The sequence below is a fragment of the Ruegeria sp. CK1 genome (assembly GCF_056536545.1).
On record NZ_JBQFPX010000015.1, the window covers coordinates 1 to 14,662 of the forward strand.

General features: G+C 55.1%; 12 protein-coding genes. 6 read left to right on the forward strand and 6 right to left on the reverse strand.

Annotated elements, in window-relative coordinates:
* Positions 1-354: 354 nt before the first annotated feature.
* On the reverse strand, positions 355-2,556 hold the full coding sequence (katG, locus tag ACR0L3_RS20060) for a catalase/peroxidase HPI (RefSeq protein ID WP_480747559.1): 2,202 nt from the start codon (positions 2,554-2,556) through the stop codon (positions 355-357).
* A gap of 393 nt (positions 2,557-2,949) precedes the next feature.
* Here katG and ACR0L3_RS20065 point away from each other — a divergent pair, with 393 nt between their 5' ends.
* Positions 2,950-4,569, forward strand: a complete 1,620-nt coding sequence (locus ACR0L3_RS20065) for a GMC family oxidoreductase (protein ID WP_480747560.1) — start codon at positions 2,950-2,952, stop codon at positions 4,567-4,569.
* Positions 4,570-4,572: 3 nt separating this feature from the next.
* Here ACR0L3_RS20065 and ACR0L3_RS20070 read toward each other — a convergent pair whose 3' ends face one another.
* Positions 4,573-5,418, reverse strand: a complete 846-nt coding sequence (locus ACR0L3_RS20070) for an SDR family oxidoreductase (protein ID WP_480747561.1) — start codon at positions 5,416-5,418, stop codon at positions 4,573-4,575.
* Positions 5,419-5,508: 90 nt separating this feature from the next.
* On the opposite strand from ACR0L3_RS20070, the gene ACR0L3_RS20075 reads away from it, so the two are divergent.
* Positions 5,509-6,141: a class I SAM-dependent DNA methyltransferase gene (locus tag ACR0L3_RS20075; RefSeq protein WP_480747562.1), complete on the forward strand. Its 633-nt coding sequence runs from the start codon at positions 5,509-5,511 to the stop codon at positions 6,139-6,141.
* Positions 6,142-6,143: 2 nt separating this feature from the next.
* On the opposite strand, the gene ACR0L3_RS20080 is transcribed toward ACR0L3_RS20075, so the two are convergent.
* Both ACR0L3_RS20080 and ACR0L3_RS20085 read right to left on the reverse strand, forming a co-directional pair.
* Positions 6,144-7,133, reverse strand: coding sequence for a sterol desaturase family protein (locus ACR0L3_RS20080; RefSeq protein ID WP_480747563.1), 990 nt, complete (start codon positions 7,131-7,133; stop codon positions 6,144-6,146).
* An 11-nt stretch (positions 7,134-7,144) separates the two neighbouring features.
* The gene (locus ACR0L3_RS20085; protein WP_480747564.1) at positions 7,145-7,900 is read right to left on the reverse strand and encodes a class II aldolase and adducin N-terminal domain-containing protein; all 756 of its coding nucleotides are present in this window, start codon (positions 7,898-7,900) and stop codon (positions 7,145-7,147) included.
* Positions 7,901-8,017: 117 nt separating this feature from the next.
* Here ACR0L3_RS20085 and ACR0L3_RS20090 point away from each other — a divergent pair, with 117 nt between their 5' ends.
* From ACR0L3_RS20090 to ACR0L3_RS20105, 4 genes are all read left to right on the forward strand, one after another.
* Positions 8,018-8,893, forward strand: coding sequence for a LysR family transcriptional regulator (locus ACR0L3_RS20090; RefSeq protein WP_480747565.1), 876 nt, complete (start codon positions 8,018-8,020; stop codon positions 8,891-8,893).
* A 142-nt stretch (positions 8,894-9,035) separates the two neighbouring features.
* The gene (gene ade / locus ACR0L3_RS20095) at positions 9,036-10,838 is read left to right on the forward strand and encodes an adenine deaminase (RefSeq protein ID WP_480747566.1); all 1,803 of its coding nucleotides are present in this window, start codon (positions 9,036-9,038) and stop codon (positions 10,836-10,838) included.
* The gene (locus tag ACR0L3_RS20100) at positions 10,835-12,298 is read left to right on the forward strand and encodes an AMP nucleosidase (RefSeq protein ID WP_480747567.1); all 1,464 of its coding nucleotides are present in this window, start codon (positions 10,835-10,837) and stop codon (positions 12,296-12,298) included. The genes ade and ACR0L3_RS20100 overlap by 4 nt, the downstream gene beginning before the upstream one ends.
* A 130-nt stretch (positions 12,299-12,428) precedes the next feature.
* Entirely contained in the window at positions 12,429-12,716 is a 288-nt protein-coding gene (locus tag ACR0L3_RS20105; protein WP_170349467.1) for an HU family DNA-binding protein, read from the forward strand.
* Positions 12,717-12,864: 148 nt separating this feature from the next.
* Here the strand turns inward: ACR0L3_RS20105 and ACR0L3_RS20110 are convergent, their stop codons facing one another.
* Entirely contained in the window at positions 12,865-13,107 is a 243-nt protein-coding gene (locus ACR0L3_RS20110) for a hypothetical protein (RefSeq protein WP_480747569.1), read from the reverse strand.
* 311 nt (positions 13,108-13,418) lie between these two features.
* A complete protein-coding gene (locus ACR0L3_RS20115; RefSeq protein ID WP_480747595.1) occupies positions 13,419-14,615 on the reverse strand; it encodes a BCCT family transporter in 1,197 nt (398 codons plus the stop codon).
* Positions 14,616-14,662: the final 47 nt, after the last annotated feature.

Below are 14,662 nucleotides of genomic sequence, written 5' to 3' on the forward strand. Positions count from 1 at the left end.
TAAACCCTAACCTCAGATGCCCCCAGTCTATCCTGAGCGTCACCGCCGCTTCCGCAGCGTCCCAAGCGCCTCAGCAGCGCCGGTGAAGGGGTATTTACGGATTAGGCCTGGGACCTGCAACCCCCATTTTGAAAAAACTTCACATTTCTCGGCATAAACTTACCCATGTTAATGAAAACAACAGGTTAGGTTTATATTTCCCGCGTCAACCCGCCGAAGCATCCCTAGAAACTAAGGGTGTGGCGGCCTTTCAGTGGAATCGTACCCAATGCTTGGTATGCATGTCACACTCACGCCAAAGAAAACGCCGCCCGAGTCTTTGCGGGCGGCGAGTTCTCAACATCGGTCGAAGGTTTACTTCAGATCAAAACGGTCCGCATTCATTACCTTGTTCCAGGCCGAGACAAAGTCGCAGACAAATTTGCCCTCGGCATCGGCCTGACCATAAACTTCAGCCAGCGCCCGCAGCTGCGAATTCGAGCCGAAGACCAGATCGACACGGGTACCCGTCCACTTGACCTCACCGCTGGCGCGGTCGCGGCCTTCGTAAATCCCGCTACCCGCGGGTTTCCATTCAGTTCCCATGTCCAACAGGTTGGTGAAGAAGTCGTTGCTCAGCGTCCCGACGCGATGTGTGAACACGCCATGTTGCGTATCGCCGAAATTCGCACCCAGCACACGCAAACCACCGACCAAAACTGTCATCTCGGGTGCAGAAAGGGTCAACAGTTGCGCCCGGTCGACCAGCAATTCCTCGGGTGAAACTGAATATTCGGTTCTTTGATAGTTGCGGAAACCATCAGCGACCGGTTCCAGCATTGCAAAGCTGTCAACGTCCGTTTGATCCTGAGAGGCGTCTGTGCGGCCAGGGGTGAACGGGACTTCGACATCGACGCCAGCTGCCTTTGCAGCCTGTTCGACACCAGCCGCACCGGCCAGAACGATGACATCGGCCAAAGACACTTTCTTGTTGCCCGATTGCGCATCGTTAAATGCCTTCTGAACGCCCTCCAGCGCGTCCAACGCTTTGGACAGCTTCATCGGCTCGTTCACATCCCAGTCTTTCTGAGGCGCAAGACGGATACGAGCGCCATTGGCACCGCCACGCTTGTCCGATCCTCTGAAGGTCGAGGCCGATGCCCAAGCAGTCGAGACCAACTCGGACACTGACAGGCCAGTCGCTGTGATCTTGGCCTTCAGGTCGGCCACGTCTGCGTCGTTGACCAGATCGTGGTCGACAGCGGGAACATTGTCCTGCCACAGCAGTTCCTCGGTCGGTGCTTCCTCACCGATATAGTTCGAGCGCGGACCCATATCGCGATGGGTCAGCTTGAACCATGCACGGGCGAAGGCATCTGCGAACTCATCCGGGTTCTCGTGGAATCGTTTCGAGATCGGGCCATAGATGGGGTCCATGCGCATCGCCATGTCGGCGGTGGTCATCATGGTTTTGACCTTCTTCGAAGGATCGCCCGCCGCTGGGGCCATATCCTCTTCTTTCACACCGATCGGTTCCCAGATCCACGCGCCCGCAGGGCTTTTGGTCAGGTTCCACTCATACCCCAACAGCAGGTCGAAATAGCCATTGTCCCATTTGATCGGGTTCGCGGTCCATGCGCCTTCGATGCCTGAGGTGGTGGTATCGTCACCCACGCCCGAGCCGAACTTATTGATCCAGCCAAGGCCCATTTCCTCAATCGGGGCCGCTTCGGGTTCCGGTCCAACCAAATTTGGATCGCCGGCACCATGCGCTTTACCAAAGGTGTGGCCGCCAGCGACCAGAGCGACGGTTTCTTCGTCATTCATCGCCATCCGGCCAAAAGTGTCGCGAATGTCCCGACCCGACGCCAGAGCGTTCGGTTCACCATCTGGGCCTTCGGGATTCACATAGATCAGGCCCATCTGCACAGCAGCCAGTGGGTTTTCCAGATCACGCTCGCCCGAGTAGCGGCTGTTGGGGTTTTCCGTCGGCGCCAACCACTCGGTTTCCGACCCCCAATAGATGTCTTCTTCGGGTGCCCAGATGTCCTCGCGGCCACCGGCGAAACCAAAGGTCTTGCCGCCCATGGATTCTATGGCGCAATTGCCTGCCAAAATGATCAGGTCTGCCCAGGAAATCTGGTTGCCGTATTTCTGCTTGATTGGCCAAAGCAGACGACGCGCCTTGTCGAGGTTCCCGTTGTCCGGCCAGCTGTTCAACGGCGCAAAGCGTTGGTTGCCGGTTGAGGCACCGCCGCGACCATCCGCCGTCCGGTACGTTCCGGCGCTGTGCCAAGCCATGCGAATGAACAGACCGCCATAATGCCCGTAATCCGCGGGCCACCAGTCCTGAGAATCCGTCATCAGCGCATAAAGATCTTCCTTAAGCGCCTTCATGTCGAGCTTCTTGAACTCGTCAGCGTAATTGAAATCTGCACCTAATGGATTCGACGCAGGCGTATTTTGGTGCAGAATCGACAGGTTTAGCTGATTTGGCCACCAATCCCGGTTCGACCGGGTTCCAGCACCGTGCATCACAGGGCATCCGCCCGTTTTGGGGTTATCACTTCCGTCCATATCGATCTCCAATCCTGGCTAACTTTTCGGCAGGTTCGCGCGGTTTAAATTTGGTCGATCAAGAACAAACCTAGATGACACTTTTACCCCTACCAAAAGCGCGCCATGGGGCGCGTCTTTCTTGCAAAGGGGTATCGGCGACTCTTCTGTCTTGTCATTGCTAGAAGTATCAAATCACAACCATGCAAAAAAGTTTTGTTTAATGATGATTGCTATAGCTTAAGATTATGATTACTTCATGGTTCTCCAGTGCATCCTCTTAAATGCAACCGTGTTCCAAAATAACCTTGGGTCATACTGCGTTTGCAGCGATTGTTTTTTTCAACCGCTCATCCACTCTGTCACCCGTGAGGGAATGCCGGCAACGCAAAGCCAGGCGTTGAAGGGAGCAGAATGGAATACGACTACGTCATTGTTGGCGGCGGGTCTGCGGGCTCGGTTCTGGCCAACCGCTTGACTGAGGACCCCAGTAAAAGCGTTTGCCTGCTTGAGGCCGGGGGACGGGGCGACAGTCTTCTGGTAAGAATGCCCGCAGCAGTGGTGGCCGCGCTGCCCGGTCGACCAAAAATCAATAACTGGGCATTTGAAACGGCCCCCCAACTAGGACTTAACGGACGACGGGGTTATCAACCTCGTGGCAAGGCGCTGGGTGGATCCAGCGCGATCAACGCAATGCTCTATGTGCGTGGGCAACGTCAGGACTATGACGGTTGGGCTGATCTGGGCTGCACCGGTTGGGGATGGGACGACGTGCTGCCCTATTTCAAACGGTCCGAAAACAATGAAGATGGTGCAGATGACATGCACGGAGATAGCGGGCCGCTTCAGGTTTCACACCAGAAAGAACCGCGGCCCATTACGCACGCCTTCATCGAAGCCGCCGAGCAGATGCAACATCGCCGTACACATGACTTTAACCGCGGCGACAACGAAGGTGTCGGCCTTTATCAGGTGACGCAGTTCCATGACCCTGCCCGTAATGGCGAGCGTTGTTCAGCTGCAGCCGCCTATGTCTTTCCGGTGATGAATCGCCCAAACCTGACGGTGATCACCCATGCCCACGCCAAGGAACTGACTTTTGACGGCAAGCGTGCAACGGGCGTGATCTATAAGAGAAAGGGCAAAGGGGACGACATCACGGTCTCGGTCAAGCAAGAAGTGCTGGTCTGCGCCGGGGCGTTCATGTCTCCGCAATTGCTTCAATTATCCGGGATCGGAGCGGGTGACGAGCTTGCTGGTCACGGCATTGCCGTGCGCCATGACCTGCCAGGGGTCGGTAAGAACCTGCAAGACCACTTGGATTTCATCCTGTCTTATAAAACTAAGGATACGGATAACTTCGGTATCGGCGCGATGGCCTCGGTCAACCTTTTGCGCCACCTCTGGCGCTGGCGCAATACCGGAGTGTCGATGGCGGCCACGCCCTTTGCCGAAGGTGCCGGTTTCCTCAAAACGTCCAACGATCTGGATCGCCCCGATATCCAACTGCATTTTGTCATTTCTATCGTCGATGACCATGCACGCAAGTTACACTACGGCCATGGGTTCAGCTGCCATGTCTGTAAACTGCGCCCAGAAAGCCGTGGTACGGTTGGCCTGAACAGCAAAAATCCATTTGCGCCGCCTGCCATTGACCCGGCCTTCTTGTCCGATGAGCGTGATCTGGAAACGATGATCAAAGGTGCCCGCATGATGCGTGATATCCTTCAGGCCCCAGCGCTAGAAAAATACCGGCACAAAGAGTTGTTCGGAACCGACACTGCCAAGACAGACGCCGATTGGGAACAACATATCAGATCGCGCGCCGACACGATCTACCACCCGGTTGGGACCTGTAAAATGGGTGTGGACGATATGGCAGTGGTTGACCCGGAATTACGCGTACGTGGAATCGAAGGGCTAAGGGTTGTCGATGCCTCAGTCATGCCGACGCTGGTTTCCGGAAACACAAACGCACCAACGATCATGATTGCTGAGAAAGCCGCCGACTTGATCAAGGCCGCGGCTCGATGAATGTTAGCTGTCTTTCATCAGGGCCTCTAACCCCACCCGGTAGTTCGGATAAACAAGTTCCACACCCAGCTCATCCTTGATGAGGTTATTCCTGACCCGCTTGTTTTCATTGTAGAAACTTCGGGCCATTGGAGTCAGGTCTGCTTCATCAAACGGCACCGCGGGCGGCAGGGGAAGACCTTGAAGTTCAGCAGCATATGAAATCACGTCTTGCGGCGGTACAGGTTCATCATCGCAGACATTGTAAATGGCGCCGGGGTTTGGGGCAGCCATCGAAGCGGCCAGAACCTGTGCGATATCTGTGACATGAATGCGTGAAAACACCTGGCCAGGTTTAATGATCCGCCGCATTCCGACGCGTTTGAGCTTGGAAAACGGACCGCGCCCAGGCCCATAGATACCGGCCAGTCGAAAGATATGAATGGGCAGTCCGGGAATGTTCATCCATTGCTGCTCGGCGTTCACCCGCCACCTGCCCCGGTCAGCCCTGGGCGCAGGTGGTGTGGTTTCATCGACCCAGCCGCCCTGATGGTCGCCATAGACCGCAGTCGTCGACAAATACCCTACCCATTTGAATTGCGCGGCACGCTCTGTGATTTCGTCTTTCAACGCCGCCAATACCGGATCGCCATCCACCTTGGGTGCCGTCGAGACCAGCAAATGCGTTACCCCCTCTAAATCTGGGGTTTGCCCCGGCCAGACTAAAGGATCGGCACCCGAGGCACGGATCGTGCTGGATTGGGCGGGATCGCGGGTGGTGCCGCGGATGCTCCAACCTTGTGGCTCCAACAACCGAGACAAGGCCTGCGCCGAATATCCATGGCCAAACGAAAAGAGAGTACCTGTCATGATGACTTAGATGATCCGCAAAGCCGACGGATGCAAGCATCTGCACTGCAATACTTGATTCGAATCCCTCAATGCGCCTTTCTTTTAAGCATGAGTGAGAAAACACCCAACCTTCACGCCGCATATGCCCTTGGGTCACCAGAAGAGCACAAACGCCTTTATGCTGAATGGGCCGGTGACTATGACGAGAGTTTTGCCGCGCTTGAGGATTACCAACTGCACATTCACACCGCGCGGGCCTTTGTCTCTGCGGGTGGGCAAGGCCCGGTTCTGGATGTGGGCGCAGGTACGGGTCTATGTGGCGCGGTTCTGGCAGGGCTGGGCGTGGGGCCGATCGACGCCACCGATATCAGCCCCGAGATGCTTGACCAGGCCATGCTCAAGGATATCTACCGCGACGCTATCGAAGCTGATCTGAACCAAGGCATCCCGGTCCCGCCTGACAGCTACGCTGGCATTGTATCCTCGGGCACATTCACTCATGGTCATCTCGGTCCAGAGGCTTTGCCCTCACTCTTGCGTATTGCCCGCCCTGGCGCGCAATTTGCCTTGTCAATCAACGCAAAGCACTATGAAAAACTGGGTTTTGCCGAAACCTTGCACAAAATGGCGCAGGGCCAGATTCTAAACCTGACCCTGCCCGAGGTGCGCATCTATGGTGACCTTGCCGCCGGCCCCAACAAGGATGATACCGCGTTGATCGCCTTGTTCGAGCGGGCCTGACCTCAGGTATACATCTGCTTTTTGAAGGCCCGTGTCCGCGTCGTCGCCTCGGCCGAACCGTCGTGATAGGTGCCAAACCATTTGTCGAAGGGGATTTCAGAGGTGCCATAGTTGCACTCGAAATACCGGTGATGCAGCTGGTGAAAGAAGTCCCCGGCTCGGGCAGCGTCCGTGTCTCGGGCTTTTAACTTTTCAAACCCGGAATGCGACAGCACAGGGCTAATTTGCTGAAAATAGGTATGAAACAGCACGTGCAGCGGATGAGACGGAACAATCAGGTGGATGAAGTAGGTGGTGAAGTACAGCAGGTTTTCGTACCAGTGATTCGAAATCCCCGACCAAGGTCCGATATTGACGTTTCGATGATGCACCGCGTGGACATGTTTATAGAGCTTCGGGTGATGCTCTAGCCGGTGCACCCAATAGAAATGCAGGCCGGACCACATTGGTATGAACGCCATCCATACAACACACCAAACCGGTGCACTGGCCCAAGTAACCGTGGGAACATATCCATTCGCCATCGCCCAATAAATGATCCATTGATAAACGGTGGCCACGGTCATCGCGCTGCCCAACGTCCACCAGATATTGTCCCAAACCTGGTTTCGGAAAGTGAAGTTGCCATTGTTGCGAGTCAGATCGCGGCGGTCGAACTTCTTGTACATGCCCTGCCCTTTCCGCATGTAAAGCCACCAATGCAGGCCACCCGCGACAAGAATCTGAGGCACCATGTTCAGCAACCAGATGCGGAACATCCAGCCGGGCGAAAAGCTCCGCATTGTCTCTAATGAAGGGAAAAAGAACACGTAGGCTGTCAATGCCAACACCAGGCAAAGGGTCAGCGAAGTGACTTGCAGCCACGCGCCACTGTACCACTTCAACACCTCGGCAGGTCGCGGAGGCCATTTGAACAAAGGGTTCAATCCCACCGGTCCTTCGGGGTGATAGTGCCAGCGGGTGGCTTCGGGGTCCTGAGTGGCGTCAGTCATGGCAACAACCTCTATGTGGCGTAGTCGGAGCCTTCGGCATCCAGCAGAGCTTTGATCTCGCGCAGGTGCGCATCCCCTTGGCCGGGATAGTCATCCAGTTCTTGAGCGGTTTTTTCAGCGATCTCATCTGACAAAACGCGCAGAGGCTGGCCGGTTTGCAGCGCACGAATGTAGGTTTCGGCTGCACGTTCGAAATAATAAAGCCGATTGAAAGTGTCCGCCGGGTCACTGCCGATCACCAAAACGCCGTGATTTCCCATGATCATCACCTTCTTCTTCGGATCCGACAGCATAGAGGCACAGCGTTCGCCCTCGCTTTCAAAAGCAAGTCCGCCAAATTCGTCATCCACAACATATCGGTTGTAGAAAGTGGCTGTGTTCTGATCGATCGGTGGCAATGTACTATCAACCAACGATGCCAGAACGGTGGCAAAAATCGAATGCACGTGCATTACGCACCGAGCATGGGAACAGTTTCGATGGATCGAACCGTGCAATCCCCAAGCGGTCGGATCCGGCGCGCCGGGCTGGGACATGACATCAGAGTCATTGGCATCCAGCAGCAATAGATTTGATGCTTTGATGCGCGCGAAATGCATTTGGTTAGGGTTCATAAGGAACTGTGTTCCGTCCTCATTCACCGCAAGGCTGAAGTGATTGGCGACAGCCTCATGCATATTCAGCCGCTCAGTCCAACGGAACGTGGCGGCAAGATCCACGCGTTCTGCCCAATGGTCAATATTGGGACGCAAGTTAGTTACGGTCATCGCAGGCTCCGGTTCTGGTGGCTTAAGCTTGAGAAAATCGTGCCCCTATTGCGAAAAATTGACCAACGAAAAATTCGCAACTATTCCATTAGTTGAACTAATGGCAGAGTTATGCACATGCAGAAATCACTTCCACCACTAGGCTGGCTACGCACATTCGAGGCAGCGGCACGCCACCTGTCTTTCACAGGTGCAGCTCGCGATCTGAATATGACGCAAAGCGCGGTCAGCCAGCAGATCAAATCGCTGGAGGGTTATCTGGGCCAGCCTCTGTTTCTACGCCGACCGCGCGCCCTAGAACTGACCGAGGCAGGCATCACCTATTTACCTGTGGTACGCGAAGCGTTTCGAACACTGGTGCGCGGCACACAAGCTGTAACGGGTGCACAGCAAAATGCGGTTCAAGTGCAAAGTAACATCACGTTCGCAGTGAACTGGCTGGCCCCACGGTTACCGCAGTTCCGGGCCGCCCACCCCGAGGTTCAACTGAACATCTTCACCGAATTGTGGGAGCCGCGGGAAATGGCGGAGGGTGCCGCGGTGGAAATCCGGTATTCGCTAAGGCCATCGGATACCGTGCGGACAGAATTGTTGCGCACAGATCACTACTACCCAGTCTGCGCACCGGGCTATCAGGTGACGCTGGATACGTTGCAAGAACACCCACTATTTGATTGTTCGAACCTATTGTCCAACTGGGCGAATTGGGCAGAAGATCAGGCTCTAATGTGGGATAATCCGGCGATTACCTATTCCACCACCTATCTGTTCAGCTTGTCTGTCGCGATGGCGGGTGGGGGGCTGTGCTTGACACACGACACAATTGCAAGCCGCCTGATTGAACAGGGCCGTTTGGTGGCACCCTTTTCACACCGAGCAGTAATGCCTGAGGCGTATTACTTATTGCTGTCTCCACAAGCCGAACAAACCCCGGGGGCATTGGCCTTTGCAGACTGGATCCGGCGCGAGATGGAAACAGACAGGCTGCGCTGATTGGGACGCTACCACCTGTCGTCATGAACAATGCGCAACATTTCAATAATTGGACCGGGTAGCGCTGACGCATTTCGTGACGGTTTCATGATAGCTGTGCGGTGGGGGTTGAACCTTTCCCGGCATTCGGGAAAGTTGAATCATGGAATACACACCCTTCCCAAGTTGGCCCGATGTCGCCCCTAAATTGATTGCTGTTGCCGCAGGGCGCGAGGCTGCCGATATGTTCATTCGCGGTGGCATCTGGGTAAACGTGCACAGCCGCGAAACCCTGCCGGATCATGACGTCGCCATTGTTGCAGGGCGAGTAGCGTTTGTAGGGCAGGACGCATCGCATTGCATTGGTCCGGACACGCACATCATCGAGGCACAAGGCCGCTACATGCTTCCAGGTCTGTGCGACGCCCATATGCACATCGAATCGGGCATGTTAACGCCAGCCGAATTCGCCCGCGCAGTAATTCCTCATGGAACCACCTCGATGTTCACCGATCCGCATGAGATTGCGAACGTATTGGGGTTGGACGGTGTGCGGATGATGCATGACGAAGCGTTGATGCAACCGGTGAACATTTTCACCCAGATGCCGTCCTGTGCGCCATCCGCCCCCGGTTTGGAAACGACAGGCTACGAGATCACTCCTGAGGACGTGACAGAGGCGATGAGTTGGCCCGGTATCATCGGGTTGGGCGAAATGATGAATTTCCCTGGTGTGATTCATGGCGACCCCAAAATGCTGGCGGAAATAGCCGCAACACAACGAGCAGGAAAAACCGTTGGCGGGCACTATGCTTCGCCCGATTTAGGGTCTGATTTTGCGGCTTACGTAGCCGGAGGCCCGGCGGATGATCATGAAGGCACGTGCGAAGCTGACGCGATTGCCCGCGTTCGGCAGGGGATGCGCTCGATGATGCGCATGGGATCGGCTTGGTATGACGTGGAAAGCCAGATTACTGCCGTCACCGAAAAGGGGCTTGATCCGCGCAACTTCATCTTGTGCACAGACGACTGCCATTCTGGCACGCTGGTCAATGACGGGCATATGAACCGTGTGGTGCGCCATGCAATTGCCTGTGGTTGTGACCCGTTGGTGGCTTTACAGATGGCGACGATCAACACAGCCTCTCATTTCGGGTTGGAGCGCGAAATCGGCTCGATCACACCGGGGCGGCGGGCGGACATCATCCTCAGTTCGGACCTAAAGGAGCTGCCCATTGATGTGGTTATCGCGCGTGGACAGATAGTGGCCGAGAATGGCGCCATCACCGTGGATTGCCCACATTTGAACTGGCCTGATACAGCGCGCAATACCGTTCATCTGGGCCACACCCTGACCGACGCGGATTTCGAAATAAAAGCGCCCGCTGGCGCCAACCGAGTGCAGGCCAATGTCATTGGCGTAGTCGAAAACCAGGCACCGACCAAAGCGCTGAAGGCTGAGCTACCGATTATCGGCGGATTGGTTGAGGGTGAAGGCGACGTCTGCCAAATCGCTCTGGTCGAACGGCACCGCGCGACAGGAGGTGTCACGAACGCCTTTGTCTCGGGCTTTGGATATCAAGGCAAAATGGCCATGGCTTCGACCGTCGCACATGACAGCCACCACATGATCGTGGTGGGCACAGACCGCGCCCAGATGGCGCTGGCTGCCAACCGCTTGGCCGAGGTCGGTGGAGGCATCACCATTTTTCGTGATGGTGAAGAGTTGGCGCTGGTGGAACTGCCAATCGCTGGATTGATGTCTGACAGCCCCGCGACCGAAGTTGCAGCAAAGGCAGAAAACATGGTCGAAGCAATGCAGGCCTGCGGTTGTCAGCTGAACAACGCTTATATGCAGCACTCGCTACTGGCTTTGGTCGTGATCCCCGAATTGCGGATTTCCGACCTGGGCCTCGTAGACGTGCGAACATTTGAAAAGATCGACCTTTTGGAACCACTTGCATGACGATTATCCGAACACCCGACGTCCCAACGCCTGAAAAATTCACCGATCCCGCTGCTGCGGTCGCGCGTTTGGAAGAGCTGTATGAACAAGCCACCAAGTTCCTGTGTGACAGCTTCGCCAAGGCAATGGACGGAGGCGCTCCGACTGAGCGATTCAGAGCCTATTACCCGGAAATTCGCATCAAAACCACGTCCTACGCCCAAGTCGACAGTCGTCTCAGCTTTGGTCACGTTTCAGAACCCGGCACTCATGTGACCACGGTCACGAGACCAGACCTGTTCCGATCGTACCTGACGCAACAAATCGCTTTGTTGATCAAGAACCACGACCAACCCGTGACAATCGGTGCCTCCGATACTCCGATACCCGTTCATTTTGCAGTGGCGAACAACCCTGATCTGGTGGTCCCTCATCAGGGCGCCGCTGGATTTACTTTGCGCGATGTGTTCGACGTACCCGACTTGACCACGACAAACGACGACATTGTCAACGGTGTGCACGACCCCGAGGATGAAGCCGGCCCGCTTGCCTTGTTCACAGCTCAGCGTGTCGATTACTCACTTGCGCGGCTTTCGCATTACACAGCGACCGATCCCAACCATTTCCAGAATCATGTGTTGTTCACCAACTACCAGTTCTATGTGTCCGAGTTTGAAAACTATGCGCGGGAACAATTGGCCGACCCCAGCAGCGGCTATACCAGCTTTGTCTCAACGGGAAATGCGCAGATCACCGAAGCAGAAGGGGTACTGGAACAACCGCTGAAGCTGCCGCAAATGCCGACCTATCACCTGAAACGTGGAGATGGGTCTGGGATCACCTTGGTCAATATCGGGGTGGGTCCATCAAACGCCAAAACTGCCACTGACCATATCGCGGTGCTACGCCCCCATGCCTGGTTGATGGTCGGGCATTGTGCCGGATTGCGGAACACTCAGGCGCTGGGAGATTTCGTGCTGGCCCATGCCTATTTGCGCGAAGACAAGGTATTGGATGACGACCTGCCTGTCTGGGTTCCGATCCCGCCGTTGGCCGAGATTCAAGTGGCCCTGGAACGCGCCGTGGCCGAAGTGACCGAGTTGGAAGGATATGAGCTTAAGCGGGTTATGCGCACCGGCACGGTTGCTTCGGTCGATAACCGGAACTGGGAACTGCGCGACCAGTCCGGCCCGGTCCAACGCCTAAGCCAATCCCGCGCAATCGCTTTGGATATGGAAAGCGCAACGATTGCGGCAAATGGCTATCGCTTCCGTGTACCGTATGGCACTTTGCTGTGTGTCTCAGACAAACCGCTGCACGGCGAATTAAAGCTTCCTGGTATGGCTTCGGCGTTCTATACAACTCAGGTCAGCCGACATTTGGCGATCGGAATACGCGCGATGGAGCGTTTGCGCGGTATGCCATTAGAGCGCCTGCACAGCCGGAAATTGCGTTCGTTTGACGAAACGGCCTTCCTCTGAAGCAAAAAAGCAACGAAATCCCCCTATTTTTAGGGTTTTCGGCGCTACTATTCGTTGTGTTCGGCCACAATATCCCGTTACAGTTACGCGGTGAGGCCCAATTTATCGGGCACGTTAAGGAGACCAAGAAATGGCAAAGCCTATGACTAAAACTCAGCTGGTTGCTGCTCTCGCTGAGGAAATGGGAACCGACAAAAAAGCCGCGAACGCTGCGCTGGAGGCCGTAACCGGCCTGATCACCCGCGAAGTTTCGGCTGGCGGCGCAGTAACCCTGCCCGGCGTTGGCAAAATCTACTGCCGCGAACGCCCCGAGCGCATGGTGCGCAACCCCGCCACCGGCGAGCAGTTCAAGAAAGAAGCCGACAAGGTGGTCAAGATGACCATCGCCAAGGCGCTGAAGGACAGCGTGAACGGCTGATTTCAGCCTTCACTTCGATATGATCAAGGGCCGCCTTTCGGGGGCCCTTTTTCATTGCTTCAGAAGCTTGATGCCCAAAATCAAGGTTTTTAGACCTGAATGCGCGAGTTTTACTGACACTGATTTTGGGCAAAATTGTTCTGTTGGCTTAGCCTAGGTCAAAGATATCCGAGGGTAGCTGGGCCCACGGAATATCAACGTCTGCCATTGCAACATCAGGCAACGTCAGATCCGGAAACGTCGGAGCATCCGGTGAAGGGGCCACAATGGGCAATTCGGGTTGACCGCCACCGTCAGGGATGTCGATTTCAGGGAATTCGAATTCAAGCTCAAGCTCAGCAAGCTTGGCTTTCGCTTTTTCCGAAGGATTTGGTGCCTTTGTGGGCTTCATAATTTCAGTTCCTCTAAATTGTACACTCGTTATTTACTCAGGCGTTTTGTTGAAGGATCGCGATATCAGTTGATTTCGCATCCATTTCGAATTTCAAATTACTAAGCGAATATGATCGCCACACGCCCTGCCTGTATTTTAATGAAACGTGTTAAATCTAATTAGAACAGCCCCTTAACGCTTTATTAATGCCGCCAATTGAGGGTTTGATCTGCCACGAAGAACAGAATTTCCTTGATAGGAACTTAAAACTCACGCCACGAAAAAGGGCGCCACTTTGGGCGCCCAAGTTATTGTTTTTTAGTACTAAATCAGTGAACCGTTTCGACCTTGTGAAAGTCCAGATCGCGATCTTCAGGCATCGAGTCGATGCTGAGTACCTCATTGCGTTTTGTGACCAGGATATAGACTACGCAAGCCAAGTATAGACCAACAACCACGGCACCAATCCACTGAATCTGCAACCACTGGCTCTGGAACAGCAGGGTCAGGATGAACAGCAGTGCGACGTTGCCGGCGACGTAGATTGCCTTGCCGAAGCGCTCGACCGTCAGGTTCAGGTTGTCGGTATACAGACGGATTAGCGAGTCCAGCGAGTTGATCACAAAGGTCACGCCCACGATCACCATTGCGATGTTGGTAATGCCCGCGGTGCTGATGCCGTTCAGATGGTAGTAGTAGAGAACGGTGAACCAGATCGCCAGTGGGATCGACGGGAAGATCAGCAGCGCCGCCAGCAGCTGCCAAGTGGTCAGACCACCAACAAAACGCGAGGTGAACTGGCCGATCATGATCGACCATGCGAACCACCAGAACAGGTAGAATGCATGGTAGTCGGTCAGCGGCAGCACGAACTTGTGGATGTTCGCGAAATAGGCACCGATATTGCTGCTGGTTTCAGCAAATCCGGTCCAGCCCATGCCCGCCGCAGCCCACATGCCGATGATCAACGCCAGGAACAGGAAGGTCGAGCCCACCGACAGGATGCGCACGTATTTCAGGTCGGTCGAGGAATAGGCGGCTGCCAGAATGACCACGAATACGATGATGTAGAAGGTGGTGACCACGGACTCGCCGTCTCCGACCTCTGGCAGGTAGCCAGGCAAGTAGATCAGGAACAGGCTGGCGGTGAACGCACAGGTGCCGATGATCACTACGTTGTTGATCAGTTTGACCAACGGGATCTCAAAGAATTTCACGCGCGGTTCGATCACGCAGAAGTAGAAGGCTGTCAGGAAGTAGAACGCCCAGATCAAAAAACCCCAAAAGCCGAATTCGATCGCCAATGGGTTGGCAAAAGAATAGGCCGGGTCTTCGGCGTAGCCACCGAATTCGGTCAGCGGAAACATGATCAGGCCGACATCCAAACCTGATGTGAACAGGATCGCGATAAACGTGAACAGATGGACGGGCGTTACGCCAACGCAGCGCAAATTCCACCATTTCACCACGAAGAAAGCGACCAGGCCCAGGGCCAGCAGGACGCCGAAAGATAGGATGTATTCCAGCAACACTAAATACACCTCCCATATTTGTATTAGTCAGACTTGCCCGC